The organism is Streptococcus sp. HMSC078H03 (genome assembly GCF_001808655.1).
Taxonomy (GTDB): domain Bacteria; phylum Bacillota; class Bacilli; order Lactobacillales; family Streptococcaceae; genus Streptococcus; species Streptococcus salivarius_G.
The window spans coordinates 123,966-139,300 of record NZ_KV794113.1 but is presented as its reverse complement, the minus strand read 5'-3'; the positions used below and the strand labels follow the sequence as shown (position 1 = coordinate 139,300).

Annotated in this window: 17 protein-coding genes; 16 read left to right on the top strand and 1 reads right to left on the bottom strand. The window is 38.2% G+C overall.

What is annotated here, in order from left to right; genetic code table 11:
• Positions 1-26: 26 nt before the first annotated feature.
• Complete coding sequence (locus HMPREF2607_RS10195; RefSeq protein ID WP_080610410.1) at positions 27-683, bottom strand: prepilin peptidase; 657 nt, start codon at positions 681-683, stop codon at positions 27-29.
• A 109-nt stretch (positions 684-792) separates the two neighbouring features.
• Between HMPREF2607_RS10195 and HMPREF2607_RS06540 the strand changes: the two genes are divergently transcribed.
• From HMPREF2607_RS06540 to HMPREF2607_RS06465, 16 genes are all read left to right on the top strand, one after another.
• Positions 793-1,314, top strand: a complete 522-nt coding sequence (locus HMPREF2607_RS06540) for a Dps family protein (RefSeq protein ID WP_014634248.1) — start codon at positions 793-795, stop codon at positions 1,312-1,314.
• An 87-nt stretch (positions 1,315-1,401) separates the two neighbouring features.
• On the top strand, positions 1,402-1,839 hold the full coding sequence (locus HMPREF2607_RS06535; protein ID WP_002884117.1) for a Fur family transcriptional regulator: 438 nt from the start codon (positions 1,402-1,404) through the stop codon (positions 1,837-1,839).
• Between the two features lie 102 nt (positions 1,840-1,941).
• Positions 1,942-2,148: a YqgQ family protein gene (locus HMPREF2607_RS06530; RefSeq protein ID WP_014634249.1), complete on the top strand. Its 207-nt coding sequence runs from the start codon at positions 1,942-1,944 to the stop codon at positions 2,146-2,148.
• A complete protein-coding gene (locus tag HMPREF2607_RS06525) occupies positions 2,141-3,109 on the top strand; it encodes an ROK family glucokinase (protein ID WP_002884020.1) in 969 nt (322 codons plus the stop codon). Before HMPREF2607_RS06530 ends, HMPREF2607_RS06525 begins: the two co-directional genes overlap by 8 nt.
• 144 nt (positions 3,110-3,253) lie before the next feature.
• Entirely contained in the window at positions 3,254-5,104 is a 1,851-nt protein-coding gene (gene typA, locus HMPREF2607_RS06520; RefSeq protein ID WP_002884130.1) for a translational GTPase TypA, read from the top strand.
• A 19-nt stretch (positions 5,105-5,123) separates the two neighbouring features.
• Positions 5,124-5,393 (top strand): DUF3165 family protein, encoded by a 270-nt coding sequence (locus HMPREF2607_RS06515; protein WP_002884134.1) that lies wholly within the window; start codon positions 5,124-5,126, stop codon positions 5,391-5,393.
• 127 nt (positions 5,394-5,520) lie between these two features.
• Positions 5,521-6,873, top strand: a complete 1,353-nt coding sequence (gene murD / locus HMPREF2607_RS06510; RefSeq protein ID WP_002884010.1) for a UDP-N-acetylmuramoyl-L-alanine--D-glutamate ligase — start codon at positions 5,521-5,523, stop codon at positions 6,871-6,873.
• Between the two features lie 3 nt (positions 6,874-6,876).
• Complete coding sequence (locus HMPREF2607_RS06505) at positions 6,877-7,947, top strand: UDP-N-acetylglucosamine--N-acetylmuramyl-(pentapeptide) pyrophosphoryl-undecaprenol N-acetylglucosamine transferase (protein ID WP_059749123.1); 1,071 nt, start codon at positions 6,877-6,879, stop codon at positions 7,945-7,947.
• Between the two features lie 9 nt (positions 7,948-7,956).
• Complete coding sequence (locus tag HMPREF2607_RS06500) at positions 7,957-9,099, top strand: cell division protein FtsQ/DivIB (protein ID WP_059749125.1); 1,143 nt, start codon at positions 7,957-7,959, stop codon at positions 9,097-9,099.
• Positions 9,100-9,225: 126 nt separating this feature from the next.
• Positions 9,226-10,602: a cell division protein FtsA gene (gene ftsA / locus HMPREF2607_RS06495; RefSeq protein WP_002884067.1), complete on the top strand. Its 1,377-nt coding sequence runs from the start codon at positions 9,226-9,228 to the stop codon at positions 10,600-10,602.
• A 28-nt stretch (positions 10,603-10,630) separates the two neighbouring features.
• Positions 10,631-11,953 (top strand): cell division protein FtsZ, encoded by a 1,323-nt coding sequence (ftsZ, locus tag HMPREF2607_RS06490; RefSeq protein WP_002884133.1) that lies wholly within the window; start codon positions 10,631-10,633, stop codon positions 11,951-11,953.
• Positions 11,954-11,955: 2 nt separating this feature from the next.
• A complete protein-coding gene (locus HMPREF2607_RS06485; protein ID WP_021146998.1) occupies positions 11,956-12,639 on the top strand; it encodes a YggS family pyridoxal phosphate-dependent enzyme in 684 nt (227 codons plus the stop codon).
• A gap of 4 nt (positions 12,640-12,643) precedes the next feature.
• Complete coding sequence (locus HMPREF2607_RS06480; RefSeq protein WP_021144368.1) at positions 12,644-13,228, top strand: cell division protein SepF; 585 nt, start codon at positions 12,644-12,646, stop codon at positions 13,226-13,228.
• Positions 13,229-13,231: 3 nt separating this feature from the next.
• Entirely contained in the window at positions 13,232-13,489 is a 258-nt protein-coding gene (locus tag HMPREF2607_RS06475) for a YggT family protein (protein WP_014634256.1), read from the top strand.
• Entirely contained in the window at positions 13,489-14,292 is an 804-nt protein-coding gene (locus tag HMPREF2607_RS06470) for a YlmH family RNA-binding protein (protein ID WP_021144367.1), read from the top strand. The genes HMPREF2607_RS06475 and HMPREF2607_RS06470 overlap by 1 nt, the downstream gene beginning before the upstream one ends.
• Positions 14,293-14,344: 52 nt before the next feature.
• Positions 14,345-15,220, top strand: coding sequence for a DivIVA domain-containing protein (locus HMPREF2607_RS06465; protein ID WP_002884119.1), 876 nt, complete (start codon positions 14,345-14,347; stop codon positions 15,218-15,220).
• Positions 15,221-15,335 lie beyond the last annotated feature (115 nt).

Sequence of the window (15,335 nt, the reverse complement as noted above, 5' to 3'; positions counted from 1 at the left end):
AAAAGCCGAATTTATCGGCTTTTTTTCTATATAATTGAACAAAAAGTAAGAAGTACTATCCCTAGAAAAAGAAATGGGACAAATGCGATGCATTCCTTGAGATTTCTTCGTAGAAGGAAGTAAGCTAGTCCTAATAGGCAGGCAATTTCGATAATAAGTAGTATTTTTGAAAATGGGAAAATAAGGGAGGCACTTGCTAAATAGAGAAAATCTCCTTCCCCAATATTTAGATGTTTCATATAAGAAAGGGTAGCGATGGTAATCCCCAAGGCAAATGTGAGGTAGTAGTTGCCCATGAATAAGAGTGGGACTGTTCCAACTATCCAAATCAGAAGCGGATAGGATTTATGTCTCAAATCAAAAATTGATAGACAAAGGCTGAAGTAAAGAAAGTAGGTTACTTCAAGACTTAAAAAGTCATAAAAATATAGAAGGCATATTACTCCACAAAATAGTTCCATAAAGAGGTAACGAAGAGGGATAGGAGTCTGACATGAACGACATCGAGATCTTAAGAAAAGTTGTGAGAGGATAGGGATCATCTCGAAAAAACACAACTGATGCTTGCAGTGACTACAGTGACTACTAGGAAAAATAATCGACTTTTCAAGAAAACGATCACAAATTAGTCCGATAAATGAACCTAAAGAGGCTCCTAGAAAAAAATAAATAATACTTAACATACCTAATTATTCGAAAAAGAGTGAGAAAAAGCATTTTACTTGCATCTTATTTAGAAATATTATAAAATAAAAGTATAAATAATAGTAATTCTAAATAAGGAGAATTAATATGGTAGATTCAATTAAAGAAACAATCAATGAAACAGTTAACCAACAAGCTGAAACACCTTCATATACAAAAACTAAAGCAGTTTTGAATCAAGCAGTTGCTGATTTGTCTGTAGCGGCTTCAATTGTTCACCAAGTTCATTGGTATATGCGTGGTCCTGGTTTCCTCTATCTTCATCCAAAAATGGATGAATTGATGGATAGTTTGAATGCTCACCTTGATGTTGTTAGTGAACGTTTGATTACTATTGGTGGGGAACCATACTCAACTTTGGTAGAATTTTCATCTAATTCAGGCTTGACTGAAACTACTGGTACATTTGATAAACCAATGTCTGATCAAATCCAATTATTGGTTGATACATACAAATATTTGTCAGTATTGTTCCAAGTTGGTTTGGATATCACAGATGAAGAAGGAGATGCTCCTTCAAATGATATCTTCACTGCAGCTAAATCTGAAATTGATAAGACAATCTGGATGTTGACTGCAGAACTTGGACAAGCTCCAGGCTTGAGATAAGCATTTTTGAGTTAAGATGATTGTCAAGAGTTCCTCTAAAAGTGTATAATAGACGTAAAATACTTTTAGAAGAGGGGAGGCGGCGATATGTCTGAGCATCGACGTAGTCTAGGCGTTTATGAAGATGTCCTAAATCAGTTAAAAGCTAAAGGAATTCGGTTGACGGAATCTCGTAAAGCTGTTATTCGCTATTTGATGATGTCTGATCAACACCCTAGTGCAGATGTGATATATTATGACCTACTCCCTGACAATCCTGGGATGAGTTTGGCGACGGTCTATAACAACCTGAAGGTGTTGGTTGAAGAAGGGATTGTCTCTGAAATCAAGGTTAATAATGATAATACAACCTATTATGATTTTATGGGACATGACCACTTAAACATTGTTTGTGAAAAATGTGGTCACATTACTGACTTAGACTTACCGATTCCGTCTTTCAAGGAAGAGGTAGAATCACAAACTGGATTTCGCATTACTCGTGAACAGATGATTTTACATGGGATTTGCCCGAATTGTCAATAACCTGAGTCTAAATGACTTAGGTCTTTTTTGAAGTATACAATAATCTGTAAAGGTTTTCAAAACTATCTTGTCATGGCAGAAGCTTTTTGCTAAAATATTGCTATGAAAACTTTATATGACGTTCAACAGTTGTTGAAACAGTTTGGCATAGTAGTTTACCTGGGAAAAAGGCTCTATGATATCGAAATGATGAAGATTGAATTAGAAGCCCTCTACCAGAATGGTTTGGTGGACAAGGACAGCTACCTTACTGCTGAAATGATTTTACGACGTGAACATCGCATTGAAATGGAGAAAGAAAATGAGTAAAAAACTCTTGGGAATTGACCTTGGTGGAACAACTGTTAAATTTGGTATTTTGACTTCAGAAGGTGAAGTGCAAGAAAAATGGGCGATTGAAACAAATACGCTTGAAAATGGTCGTCACATCGTCCCTAACATCGTGGAGTCTTTGAAACACCGTTTGGAAATGTACGGACTTACTGCAGAAGATTTCATTGGAATTGGTATGGGTTCTCCAGGAGCTGTTGATCGTGAAAATAAAACGGTTACTGGTGCCTTCAACTTGAACTGGGCAGAAACTCAAGAAGTTGGATCTGTCATCGAAAAAGAACTCGGTATTCCATTTGCCATTGATAATGATGCTAACGTTGCTGCCCTCGGTGAACGTTGGGTTGGTGCTGGTGCTAACAATCCTGATGTTGTCTTTGTGACATTAGGAACAGGAGTTGGTGGCGGCGTTATCGCTGATGGTAACTTGATTCATGGTGTTGGCGGTGCTGGTGGTGAAATTGGCCACATTATCGTTGAGCCTGAAACAGGATTTGAATGTACTTGCGGAAACAAAGGATGCTTGGAAACTGTAGCTTCTGCAACAGGTGTCGTACGTTTGGCACGTCATTTAGCAGAAGGATATGAAGGTAACTCTTCTATTAAAGCTGCTGTAGATAATGGTGAGCAAGTAACAAGTAAAGATATTTTCGTTGCCGCTGCCGAAGGCGACAAGTTTGCTAATAGCATCGTTGACAAAGTCTCTGAATACCTAGGACTTGCAACAGCAAATATCTCAAATATTCTTAACCCAGATTCAGTTGTAATCGGTGGTGGTGTTTCAGCAGCTGGTGAATTCTTGCGTAGCCGTGTTGAAGGATACTTTACACGTTATGCATTCCCACAAGTTCGCCGTACAACAAAAGTGAAATTAGCAGAGCTTGGAAATGATGCTGGTATCATTGGAGCTGCTAGCCTTGCACTTACAATTGATAACTAATGAATGACAGAAGGTGTGTCTGACCAATTATAGGTGGACAGCACCTTTTTCTTGTTGAAAAACGTTTACAATCAGCTGAGCTCTGCCATTTTGTTGAAAATGTGGTATACTTTAAAAGTTGAAATAAAAATTAAAGAGGAAAAAATGACTAAACTTAGAGAAGATATCCGTAACGTAGCCATCATTGCCCACGTTGACCACGGTAAAACAACACTTGTTGATGAATTGTTGAAACAATCACACACTCTTGACGAGCGTAAAGAGCTTGATGAGCGTGCAATGGACTCAAACGATCTTGAAAAAGAACGTGGAATTACAATCCTTGCCAAAAATACAGCCGTTGCTTATAACGGTACGCGTATCAACATCATGGATACACCAGGTCACGCGGACTTCGGTGGAGAAGTTGAACGTATCATGAAAATGGTTGATGGGGTTGTCCTTGTTGTCGATGCCTACGAAGGTACAATGCCTCAAACACGTTTTGTGTTGAAAAAAGCACTCGAGCAAAACTTGACACCTATCGTTGTTGTTAACAAGATTGATAAACCATCAGCTCGTCCTGAAGAAGTTGTTGATGAAGTTCTTGAACTTTTCATCGAGCTTGGTGCTGATGATGATCAGTTGGAATTCCCAGTTGTGTATGCTTCAGCGATTAACGGAACATCATCATTGTCGGATAACCCTGCTGATCAAGAGCACACTATGGCTCCAATCTTTGACACTATTATTGACCACATCCCAGCTCCTGTAGATAACTCAGATGAGCCTCTTCAATTCCAAGTGTCACTTCTTGACTACAATGATTTCGTTGGACGTATCGGTATTGGACGTATCTTCCGTGGAACTGTAAAAGTTGGTGACCAAGTTACCCTTTCAAAACTTGACGGAACAACAAAGAACTTCCGTGTTACTAAACTTTTCGGTTTCTTTGGTTTGGAACGTCGTGAAATTGAAGAAGCAAAAGCTGGTGATTTGATTGCCATCTCAGGTATGGAAGACATCTTCGTTGGTGAAACAATTACACCAACTGATGCTGTTGAACCATTGCCAGTTCTTCGTATTGACGAACCAACACTTCAAATGACTTTCTTGGCTAATAACTCACCATTTGCAGGTCGTGAAGGTAAACACGTGACATCACGTAAGGTTGAAGAGCGTCTCTTGGCAGAGTTGCAAACAGACGTTTCTCTTCGTGTTGATCCAACTGATTCACCAGATAAATGGACTGTCTCAGGTCGTGGTGAATTGCACTTGTCAATCCTTATCGAAACAATGCGTCGTGAAGGATACGAACTTCAAGTATCTCGTCCAGAAGTTATCATCAAAGAAATTGATGGTGTGAAATGTGAGCCATTTGAACGTGTTCAAATTGATACTCCAGAAGAGTACCAAGGTTCTATCATCCAAGCCCTTTCAGAACGTAAAGGTGATATGCTTGATATGCAGATGGTTGGTAACGGTCAAACACGTCTTATCTTCCTCGTACCAGCTCGTGGACTTATTGGATTCTCTACTGAATTCTTGTCTATGACACGTGGTTACGGTATCATGAACCACACCTTCGACCAATACTTGCCAGTTGTTGCTGGTGAAATTGGTGGCCGTCACCGTGGTGCCCTTGTTTCTATCGATACAGGTAAAGCGACAACTTACTCAATCATGCGTATCGAAGAACGTGGTACAATCTTTGTTAACCCAGGTACTGAAGTTTATGAAGGTATGATTGTTGGTGAAAATGCTCGTGAAAATGACCTTGGTGTCAATATCACTACAGCAAAACAAATGACAAACGTGCGTTCAGCAACTAAGGACCAAACGGCTGTTATCAAGACTCCACGTATCTTGACTCTTGAAGAATCACTTGAATTCTTGGATGACGATGAGTACATGGAAGTAACGCCTGAATCTATCCGCTTGCGTAAACAAATTTTGAATAAAGCAGAGCGTGATAAAGCCAATAAACGTAAGAAAAAAGCAGCAGAAGCTGAATAATATATAGAGAGGAGAAGAGATGTTTTATCTGATTGTTGCTATATTGATTGCATCATTCTATTTCTTTATTGCACCAAAGTCGGTAAAAAACACCATGAATCTTCTCTTTGTCATGGCTACCTTAGCATTGCTCCTACTTTTAGCAGTGCTATCAATCATTAAATTCTTCAGTTTACCTGGTGAGTTCTTTGTTACGGTGGGAATGCTTGTATTGAGCTATTTCACCTTGAAAGATTTTTTCGCTATGTCAGAGCTTAATCATGAAAAAGCTGAACATGAAGATAAATAAGTAGCATGAGATTAAAAGTCAATCGAATAGATTGGCTTTTTCTTTTGCCAAGAAGAGGTAACTCCTTGAAATAGCTTGGGATAAAGGGTAAAATGATTATGATACAATTTGAGAGAATGGACGAATTATGAAATCAGTAACACAATTTGAAAATAAAAAAGTTTTGGTCCTTGGTTTGGCTAAATCTGGTGAAGCAGCTGCCCGCCTATTGGCTAAGTTGGGTGCTATTGTCACAGTAAATGATGGGAAACCATTTGAGGAAAATCCATCAGCACAGACGCTTCTTGAAGAAGGGATTAAGGTTGTCTGTGGCGGACATCCTCTTGAACTATTGGATGAAAATTTTGAATTAATGGTGAAAAATCCTGGAATTCGTTATGACAATCCAATGGTAGCTCGTGCACTTGAAAAAGGCATTCCTGTTTGGACTGAAGTGGAATTAGCTTACCTAGTATCTGAAGCACCTATTATCGGTATTACAGGCTCAAATGGTAAGACAACAACGACAACTATGATTGCTGATGTCCTAAACCATGGTGGCAAATCGGGTGTCTTGTCTGGAAATATCGGTTTCCCTGCGTCAGAAGTTGCACAGTCAGTTACTGCTCAAGATACCTTAGTTATGGAATTGTCTTCTTTCCAATTGATGGGGATTGACAGCTTCCATCCACATATTGCTGTGATTACTAACTTGATGCCGACACATATTGACTATCATGGTAGTTTTGAAGAATATGTGGCTGCTAAATGGAATATTCAAAATCAGATGACTGCGGATGATTTTGTTGTTTTGAACTTCAATCAAGATTTAGCTAAGGAATTGGCTACACAAACTAAAGCACAAGTAGTTCCATTCTCAACAGTGGAAAAAGTAGATGGTGCCTATCTTGAAAATGGTGGTCTCTACTTCAAAGGTGAATTAGTGATGCAAGCCGATGAGATTGGCGTTCCTGGTAGTCACAATGTTGAAAATGCCTTGGCAACTATAGCTGTAGCAAAATTGTCAGGTATTTCAAACCAAGCTATCAAGGAAACTCTCGCAAGCTTTGGTGGGGTTAAGCACCGTCTCCAATTCGTTGACACTATCGATGAAGTGAAATTCTATAATGATAGTAAGTCAACAAACATTTTAGCGACACAAAAAGCACTTTCTGGTTTTGATAATAGCAAAGTCATTTTGATTGCCGGTGGTTTGGACCGTGGTAATGAATTTGATGAACTCATTCCTGACATTACTGGTCTTAAGAAAATGGTGATTTTAGGAGAATCAGCTCCCCGTGTCAAACGTGCTGCTGATAAAGCGGGCGTGACTTATCTTGATGCCAAAGATGTGGCAGATGCGACACGTATTGCTTTTGATCAAGCAAGTGCAGGAGATGTTGTCTTGTTGAGCCCTGCAAACGCAAGTTGGGATATGTACAAGAATTTCGAAGTGCGTGGTGACGAATTTATCACAACTGTTGAGCAATTGAAGGGATAGTCTATGGCAAAAGCGAAAAAGATTGTTTTTACCGGTGGTGGAACCGTTGGACATGTGACTTTAAATCTTATCTTAATTCCAAAATTTCTCAAAGATGGATGGGAAGTGCACTATATCGGTGACAAGCACGGGATTGAACATGAGCAGATTGATAAATCTGGCTTAGATGTGACTTTCCATAGTATTGCTACAGGTAAACTACGTCGTTATTTCTCATGGCAAAATATGTTGGATGTCTTTAAAGTTGGTTGGGGGATTCTACAGTCTATTGCAATTATTGCCAAGATTCACCCCCAAGCACTCTTTTCAAAGGGTGGATTTGTCTCAGTGCCACCGGTAATTGCTTCTAAATTATTAGGAGTTCCTGTATATGTGCATGAGTCTGACCTTTCTATGGGCTTGGCCAATAAAATTGCCTATAAATTTGCGACTACTATGTTTACGACTTTTGAACAATCAAAAGGATTGGCAAAGACAAAACATGTAGGTGCTATTACAAAGGTAGGAATGGCGACATCTAATCAGTCTGGTGCCCTTGATAAGATTAAAGAACAGTTTGATGACAACTTAAAAACTGTCCTTTTCATTGGTGGTTCAGCTGGTGCAAAGGTATTTAATGATTTTATTAGTAATACTCCACAGCTGACTGAAAAATATAATGTCATTAATATTTCTGGGGACTCTTCATTGAATACCTTAGAACGTCATCTTTATAGAGTTGATTATGTGACAGATTTGTACCAACCTCTTATGGATACGGCAGATTTAGTTGTAACTCGTGGTGGCTCAAATACGATTTTCGAATTGTTGGCTATGAAAAAACTTCATTTAATTATTCCTTTAGGGAAAGAAGCTAGCCGAGGAGACCAACTTGAAAATGCTGCCTATTTTGAACGAAAAGGCTACGCACGTCAATTACAGGAAACAGAATTAAGTTGGGAAACCTTGAATCATGAGCTTGAACAACTTGTTGAACATGCAGAGACTTACAAAGAAGCGATGGCTAAATCTGAGGAAATCACTTCTCCTGATGATTTTTATAACCTATTAGTGACTAGTATTTCAAAAAAATAAAGGAATTTCATGGCAAAAAAGGATCAAGAATCACAAGAAAAACAAGTTCTCACAGAGTGGCAGAAGAGAAATCTCGAATTTTTGAGAAAAAAAGAAACCGAAGATTCTGAAGAATTTGCGAATGGAAAGGTCGTTCATTCACAAGAAGCGACTTCAAATGAGAGCCAGCCACCAGTGAAAAAGAAGGTTAAAAAGAAAAAAAAGACCAAAAGGAAGAAACGAAAAAAAGGTAATACAACTAGTAATATTCCAATTGCACAACAAAATCTTGCAGGACTAGTTGTTTTTATCGCTGCACTCCTAATCGTATTTTCACTTTTCTTTATTTCACCTTGGTCAAAACAAAAGGTTCTCACTGTATCAGGAACAAAAAATGCTTTACCAGAAGATGTGAAAGTTGCAAGTGGTATTCTTGATACAGACTATATCACTCATGTCTTTTTCAACCAAGGAAAGGTTGCATCAACTGTTGAAAAAACTAATGTTTGGGTTAAAAAGGCTACAGTTACATATAGTTTTCCAAATCAATTTAATATTGCAGTAAAAGAATACCCAATCGTGGCTTATCGTCAAACTACAAATGGTTATGTTTCTATTCTTCAAAGTGGTAAGACAGGAGGAACAGTTTCAACTAGTAATCTACCTGATAAATTCATCACCTTAAAGATGGATGACGAGAAGAAAATCGAAGAGTTAGTAAAAGAATTAAATAAACTTGATACAAAAATCAAGAATAATATTCAAATTATTAATCTTACGCCTACTAAAGCAACTTCAGATTTACTAACGATTGAGCTGTATGATGGCAATTCCATTCGTGTTCCACTTTCTCAATTAACAGTTAAGCTTCCTTACTACGAGAAAATTAAGAGTCAACTTTCAGATGGAAGTATTGTAGATATGGAAGTTGGACTTTATACAACGACTCCTGAAGTTGAATCATCAAAAACTGATGGGGATAAAAAGAAAGATAAAGATAAGACTGATAAAAAAGAAGAAAATGCAACTTCTGAAGAAGGTCAAGATACTACAACATCAACGGAACAGCATTCTGAAGAAGAAACTAATTCTGAAAATTCAGGTATTCAAACAGAAGAAAATCCACCAGTTGGTCAGGAAACAATTCATCGGACTTCCCCTGCTCAAGGCTAATATTGAATAATAAAAAACGTAAAATGCTGACATTTTACGTTTTTTTATGGTACAATAGTATCCGAATAATTCTGTTTTTATACAGTTTACAAAGATATTGAATGGAAAGATTGAGAGGTCGAGTGAATGGCTAGAGATGGCTTTTTTACAGGATTAGATATAGGAACTAGCTCGATTAAGGTTCTTGTTGCTGAGTTTATTGATGGATCAATGAATGTCATCGGAGTAAGTAATGTTAAGAGTTCTGGTGTGAAAGATGGCATCATTGTTGACATTGACGCTGCAGCGAAATCAATCAAAACAGCTATTGAACAAGCAGAAGAAAAAGCTGGGATTGTTATTGAGCAAGTGAACGTTGGGCTTCCAGCTAATCTTCTTCAAATTGAGCCTACACAAGGTATGATTCCTGTAACAAGTGAATCAAAAGAAATCAAAGATGAAGATGTTGAAAGTGTTGTTCGCTCAGCCTTGACAAAGAGCATTACACCTGAGCGTGAGGTTATCTCACTAGTTCCTGAAGAGTTTATTGTTGATGGCTTCCAAGGAATTCGTGATCCTCGTGGAATGATGGGGATTCGTCTTGAAATGAGAGGTCTCATATACACAGGTCCAACAACAATTCTTCACAACCTTCGTAAGACAGTTGAACGTGCTGGTATTCAAGTAGAGAATATTATCATCTCTCCTCTTGCAATGACACGTGCTGTTCTAAATGAAGGTGAACGTGAGTTTGGTGCTACTGTTATTGATATGGGTGGCGGTCAAACAACTGTTGCAAGCATGCGTGCTCAAGAACTTCAATTTACCAATATTTATTCTGAAGGTGGCGAGTACATCACTAAGGATATTTCAAAAGTTTTGAAGACTTCAATGCAGATTGCTGAAGCACTTAAGTTCAATTTTGGTAATGCAGATATTGAAGAAGCAAGCGAAACAGAAACTGTCCAAGTAGAAGTTGTAGGTGAGAATTCACCAGTTGAGATTACAGAAAAATACCTTGCTGAGATTATCTCAGCTCGTGTGAAGCATATCCTTGATAGAGTTAAACAAGACTTGACTCGAGGACGTCTACTTGATTTGCCTGGTGGCATTGTCCTTGTAGGTGGAACAGCTATCATGCCAGGTGTGGTTGAAGTTGCTCAAGAAATTTTTGAGACAAATGTTAAACTTTACGTGCCAAATCAAGTTGGTATCCGTAATCCAATGTTTGCAAATGTGATTAGTCTTGTTGAGTATGTTGGTCTTCTTACAGAAGTTGATATCATTGCACAACAGGCTGTGTCTGGTGAAGAGTATCTTCGTCGTAAACCAATCGACAATGAGGCTCCTGCCTTGAGTTTTGATAGAACTCCTGCTCCAGCACCTCGAGTGGCTCCTCAGCCAAGTCCTGTTCCAGTTGAGAACACCATTGAGGTACCTCTGCCAGTTGAAGAAGAAAATCATGAACAAAAACAAAAACTTGGTGATCGTGTTCGTGGTATTTTCGGCAGTATGTTTGATTAATTGAATCTAGTAAAAGCGAGGAAATAAAATGAGTTTTTCATTTGATAGCGCATCAGTTCAAGGTGCGGTAATTAAAGTTATCGGTGTCGGTGGAGGTGGCGGAAACGCCATCAACCGAATGATTGAAGAAGGTCTTGCTGGTGTTGAATTTATTGCAGCTAATACTGATATTCAAGCACTCAGCTCTTCTAAAGCAGAAACAGTTATCCAATTGGGTCCTAAATTGACTCGTGGCCTTGGTGCCGGAGGTCAACCTGAAGTTGGTCGTAAGGCAGCTGAAGAAAGTGAAGAAACACTTACAGAAGCACTTACAGGAGCTGATATGGTCTTTATCACTGCTGGTATGGGTGGTGGCTCTGGTACAGGGGCAGCACCAGTTATTGCACGTATTGCGAAAAGCTTGGGTGCATTGACAGTTGCAGTTGTGACACGTCCATTTGGATTTGAAGGTAACAAACGTGGTGCCTTCGCTGTCGAAGGTATTCAAGAATTGCGTGAGCAAGTTGATACCCTTCTTATTATCTCTAACAATAACCTTCTTGAAATCGTTGATAAGAAAACACCACTTCTTGAAGCTCTTAGTGAAGCAGATAATGTTCTTCGTCAAGGGGTCCAAGGTATTACGGACCTTATCACTAACCCAGGTTTGATCAACCTCGACTTTGCCGATGTGAAAACAGTTATGGCAAATAAAGGTAATGCACTTATGGGTATTGGTATTGGTTCAGGTGAAGAACGTATTGTTGAAGCTGCGCGCAAAGCAATCTATTCACCACTTCTTGAAACTACTATTGATGGTGCAGAAGATGTTATCGTTAACGTAACTGGTGGTCTTGATATGACGCTTACAGAAGCAGAAGAAGCATCTGAAATTGTTGGTCAAGCAGCTGGTAGCGGTGTTAACATTTGGCTTGGTACATCAATCGATGATACATTGAAAGATGAAATCCGTGTAACTGTTGTTGCAACTGGAGTTCGTCAAGATCGTGCTGAAAAAGTATCTGGTATGAAAGCTCAGCCACGTAAAGTGACTACAGCTCCTTCACAACCATCAGCTCCTGCTCAACAAGTTGTTCAAGAAGAGCAACGTCCAGTTTCTCAACCTTCATTTGAACGTCAACCAAATTTTGACTATAATGAAACACCTTCAATGCCTCAAGCAGGAGTTCGTCCTGCAGCGGCAGCTCCTCAACAAGAGCAGTCAGCTTTTGGTAATTGGGATTTGAGACGTGATAATATTTCTCGTCCTGAAACTGGTCAACTAGATAGTCAATTGACTATGTCTACATTCTCAAGTGATGTTGAAGATGATGATGAATTGGAGACACCACCATTCTTTAAAAATCGTTAATAATGACTATAGAAGAGAATAAAAATAATGTTTATCAAGCGGTAAAAAGAGCTTGTGAAAATGCTAATCGCTCTAGCGATGACGTCAATATTGTTGCCGTAACCAAATATGTTTCAAGTGATGTCGCTGAAGAATTGGTTAAAACGGGAATCAAGCACATTGCTGAAAATCGCGTTGATAAATTCTTAGATAAGTATCAAGCTTTAAAAAATTATGATTTGACTTGGCACCTTATTGGTACCCTGCAACGTCGTAAAGTAAAGGATGTTATTAATTTAGTTGATTATTTTCATGCTTTGGATTCTGTTAAATTGGCAGAGGAAATTCAAAAGCGTGCCGACCACACCATTAATTGCTTCCTACAAGTTAACGTTTCAGGTGAAGAGTCAAAACATGGTTTTTCACCTGAAGAACTTGATACTGTTCTAAAACAAATTGAAAATCTTGATAAGATTTGTATAGTTGGACTCATGACTATGGCTCCAATTGATGCAGATGCTCAAGAACTTGATAAGATTTTTGCTGAGACAAATGAACTTAGACAATCAATTCAAGAGAAAAAACTAAAGAATGTTCCTTGTGATCAGTTAAGCATGGGGATGAGTCGAGACTATGACATGGCTATTCAGAATGGATCAACCTTTGTCAGAATAGGCAGTGCATTCTTTAAAGAGAACGGAGAATAACCTTATGGCATTAAAAGACGCAATTGATAAAATTGTTTCATATTTTGATACCGACGAAGTAACAGATTATGAAGATGCTGCTAAAGAAGAGGCTAAAGAACGTCCAGTGAAAGCACAGAAACCTGTGCAGACACAACCTCCTCGTCAGCAACGTCAACCTGAGCGTTCTCAGGCAACAGTCCCTCCTCGTCGCCAACATGTTCATTCAGACTTACAGGAAACTCAAGTCCTTCGTAGTTTACCTCTGAGTCGTTCACAAGCAAATCAGGGACCACAACAAATGAATACAACTAAAACAACAATTGCAATTAAATATCCTAAAAAGTATGAAGATGCTCAGGAAATTGTAGAACTATTGATTGAAAACGAATGTGTTTTAATCGATTTTCAATATATGTTGGAAGCGCAAGCTCGTCGTTGTCTTGACTTTATTGATGGTGCTAGCAAGGTACTTACAGGCAACTTACAAAAAGTTGGCTCTTCAATGTATTTGCTTACGCCAATTAATGTCGTTGTTGACATCGAAGAGATTGGGTTGGCACATGGCAACCAAGAAGCTAATTTTGACTTCGACATGAAGAGACGTTAAGCGATGTCAGTATTACTTTATGTTATTTGGGCACGTGTTGTTAACGTGATAGAGATTCTTCTTGTAGTCTATGCTTTGTTGTCCTGGTTTCCAGGAGCTTATGATACTAGCCTTGGAAGAATCATTAGACAAATTGTTCAACCGATTCTCGCACCATTTCGTCGCCTGAATTTATCTTTTGCTGGTATTGATTTTTCAATATTGGTAATTGTACTTCTACTAAACTTTTCACTTAGAATTCTTAGATTTATTCTACTCTGATGTCAGATATTAAAAATATTGAACAACATTACTCGTTAGATGAACGTCCTTTTCTAGAGAAGGTTAGGGGATTTTGTCAATTAGTTGATGATAGGTACAGTCCTTACTTAACTGATTTCTTGAATCCTCGTGAAATTCAGATTGTTGAAGAGTTAGCTCATTACTACAATTTAAAATTTTTTGTGAGTTCTACTCTTGAATCTGAAGAGTATGGAAGAGTTATTCTTGCTCCCGAATATTACGAGCTTGATGACGATGACTTTGAAATTAAACGACTAGAAATCTCTTATGCGAGACAGTTCAATAAATTGACACACCCAAAAGTTTTGGGAGCACTGATTAATCAACTTGGTCTTGACCGTCAAGTATTTGGAGATATTATTCTTGATGAAGAAGGACGCGTTCAATTTTCCATTGCTTCTCATTTAGCAAGTTATGCGATAATGACTATCACTAAGATTGGTAATGTTTCGGTTACTCTAAAAGAAGTAAGTAAAGACGATTGGATTTCAAATCAAGAAAATTATTCACAATCTTTTGTCTTACTTTCCAGTATGCGTCTTGATAATGTGTTGGCAACGGTATTAAACCTATCCCGTTCTAACGCCTTAAAACTTATTGCTTCTGGAAAAGTTAAATTAAATTATAGACAAATTGAGAAGGCTAATCAGACGGTTATGATTGGTGATATGGTTTCGGTTAGAGGGTACGGTCGATTTCGACTAGCTCAACAAGACGGATTTTCAAAGTCCGGGAAAGCTAAAATCGTTATTGAAAGTCTGTTAAGACGGAGAAAAAAGTAGTTATTTAATTTAAACCATCAGATATGGTAATGAAAAATAAAGGAGGCCTGTAATGGCTATTACAGCACTTGATATTAAAGATAAACAGTTTACAACTAAATTTCGTGGATATAATGAGCAAGAAGTTGATGAATTTCTTGATATTATTGTAGATGATTACGAAGATTTGGTTCGTGACAATCGTGAACTTGCTGCTCGTGTAAAAGAGCTTGAAGAAAAATTGGCTTATTTTGATGAAATGAAAGAATCATTGAGTCAATCAGTTATTTTGGCTCAAGAAACAGCTGAAAAAGTTAAAGCTTCAGCGGCTGATGAATCAGCTAACTTGATTAATAAGGCTAACTTCAATGCTACTCATTTGGTTGAAGAAGCTAAATCTAAGGCATCTGAAATTCTTCGTGATGCAACAGATGAAGCCAAACGTGTTGCTATCGAAACAGAAGAACTTAAGCGTCAAAGTCGTGTCTTCCACCAACGCCTATTGGCTGCAGTTGAAGGTCAGCTTAGCTTGGCAAGTGCTCCAGAATGGGGTGAATTGTTGCAACCAACAGCTATTTATCTTCAAAATTCAGATGCTGCCTTTAAAGAAGTTGTTGAAAAAGTTTTGGATGAACATGTACCTGATTCAAATGATGCAGCTTCATTTGATGCAACTCGTCAATTCACTCCTGATGAAATGGCTGAACTTCAACGTCGTGTTGCTGAAAGTAATAAACAAGTTGAAGATTTCTCTAGTCCAGAAGTTGATGAAACAAACGAAGTTGTTTCAACTCCAGTTGATTTTGGTATTCCAGACACTTTCGAGAGTGAAGTAGCAGATTTCCCAACTTCAGCACCAGTAGATGAAGATTTTGATTTGCAACCTGAGTCAACAGGTGAAATTAATCTTAACGAAACACAAACGTTTAAATTGAATATTAGCGAATAAGAAAAATACAACTTACCAAGTATATTAACAGCGAGTGGGAGATGGTGTGAGTCCCACATTCCCTATTTGGATAGTTATCATTTTCAAGCATTCTAACTGAACTAAGTAAGTTAGA

Excerpts from the sequence above, each read along its gene's own strand:
- HMPREF2607_RS10195 (WP_080610410.1), bottom strand. The coding sequence starts at position 683 with ATGTTAAGTATTATTTATTTTTTTCTAGGAGCCTCTTTAGGTTCATTT.
- HMPREF2607_RS06540 (WP_014634248.1), top strand. The coding sequence starts at position 793 with ATGGTAGATTCAATTAAAGAAACAATCAATGAAACAGTTAACCAACAA.
- HMPREF2607_RS06535 (WP_002884117.1), top strand. The coding sequence starts at position 1,402 with ATGTCTGAGCATCGACGTAGTCTAGGCGTTTATGAAGATGTCCTAAAT.
- HMPREF2607_RS06530 (WP_014634249.1), top strand. The coding sequence starts at position 1,942 with ATGAAAACTTTATATGACGTTCAACAGTTGTTGAAACAGTTTGGCATA.
- HMPREF2607_RS06525 (WP_002884020.1), top strand. The coding sequence starts at position 2,141 with ATGAGTAAAAAACTCTTGGGAATTGACCTTGGTGGAACAACTGTTAAA.
- typA (WP_002884130.1), top strand. The coding sequence starts at position 3,254 with ATGACTAAACTTAGAGAAGATATCCGTAACGTAGCCATCATTGCCCAC.
- HMPREF2607_RS06515 (WP_002884134.1), top strand. The coding sequence starts at position 5,124 with ATGTTTTATCTGATTGTTGCTATATTGATTGCATCATTCTATTTCTTT.
- murD (WP_002884010.1), top strand. The coding sequence starts at position 5,521 with ATGAAATCAGTAACACAATTTGAAAATAAAAAAGTTTTGGTCCTTGGT.
- HMPREF2607_RS06505 (WP_059749123.1), top strand. The coding sequence starts at position 6,877 with ATGGCAAAAGCGAAAAAGATTGTTTTTACCGGTGGTGGAACCGTTGGA.
- HMPREF2607_RS06500 (WP_059749125.1), top strand. The coding sequence starts at position 7,957 with ATGGCAAAAAAGGATCAAGAATCACAAGAAAAACAAGTTCTCACAGAG.
- ftsA (WP_002884067.1), top strand. The coding sequence starts at position 9,226 with ATGGCTAGAGATGGCTTTTTTACAGGATTAGATATAGGAACTAGCTCG.
- ftsZ (WP_002884133.1), top strand. The coding sequence starts at position 10,631 with ATGAGTTTTTCATTTGATAGCGCATCAGTTCAAGGTGCGGTAATTAAA.
- HMPREF2607_RS06485 (WP_021146998.1), top strand. The coding sequence starts at position 11,956 with ATGACTATAGAAGAGAATAAAAATAATGTTTATCAAGCGGTAAAAAGA.
- HMPREF2607_RS06480 (WP_021144368.1), top strand. The coding sequence starts at position 12,644 with ATGGCATTAAAAGACGCAATTGATAAAATTGTTTCATATTTTGATACC.
- HMPREF2607_RS06475 (WP_014634256.1), top strand. The coding sequence starts at position 13,232 with ATGTCAGTATTACTTTATGTTATTTGGGCACGTGTTGTTAACGTGATA.
- HMPREF2607_RS06470 (WP_021144367.1), top strand. The coding sequence starts at position 13,489 with ATGTCAGATATTAAAAATATTGAACAACATTACTCGTTAGATGAACGT.
- HMPREF2607_RS06465 (WP_002884119.1), top strand. The coding sequence starts at position 14,345 with ATGGCTATTACAGCACTTGATATTAAAGATAAACAGTTTACAACTAAA.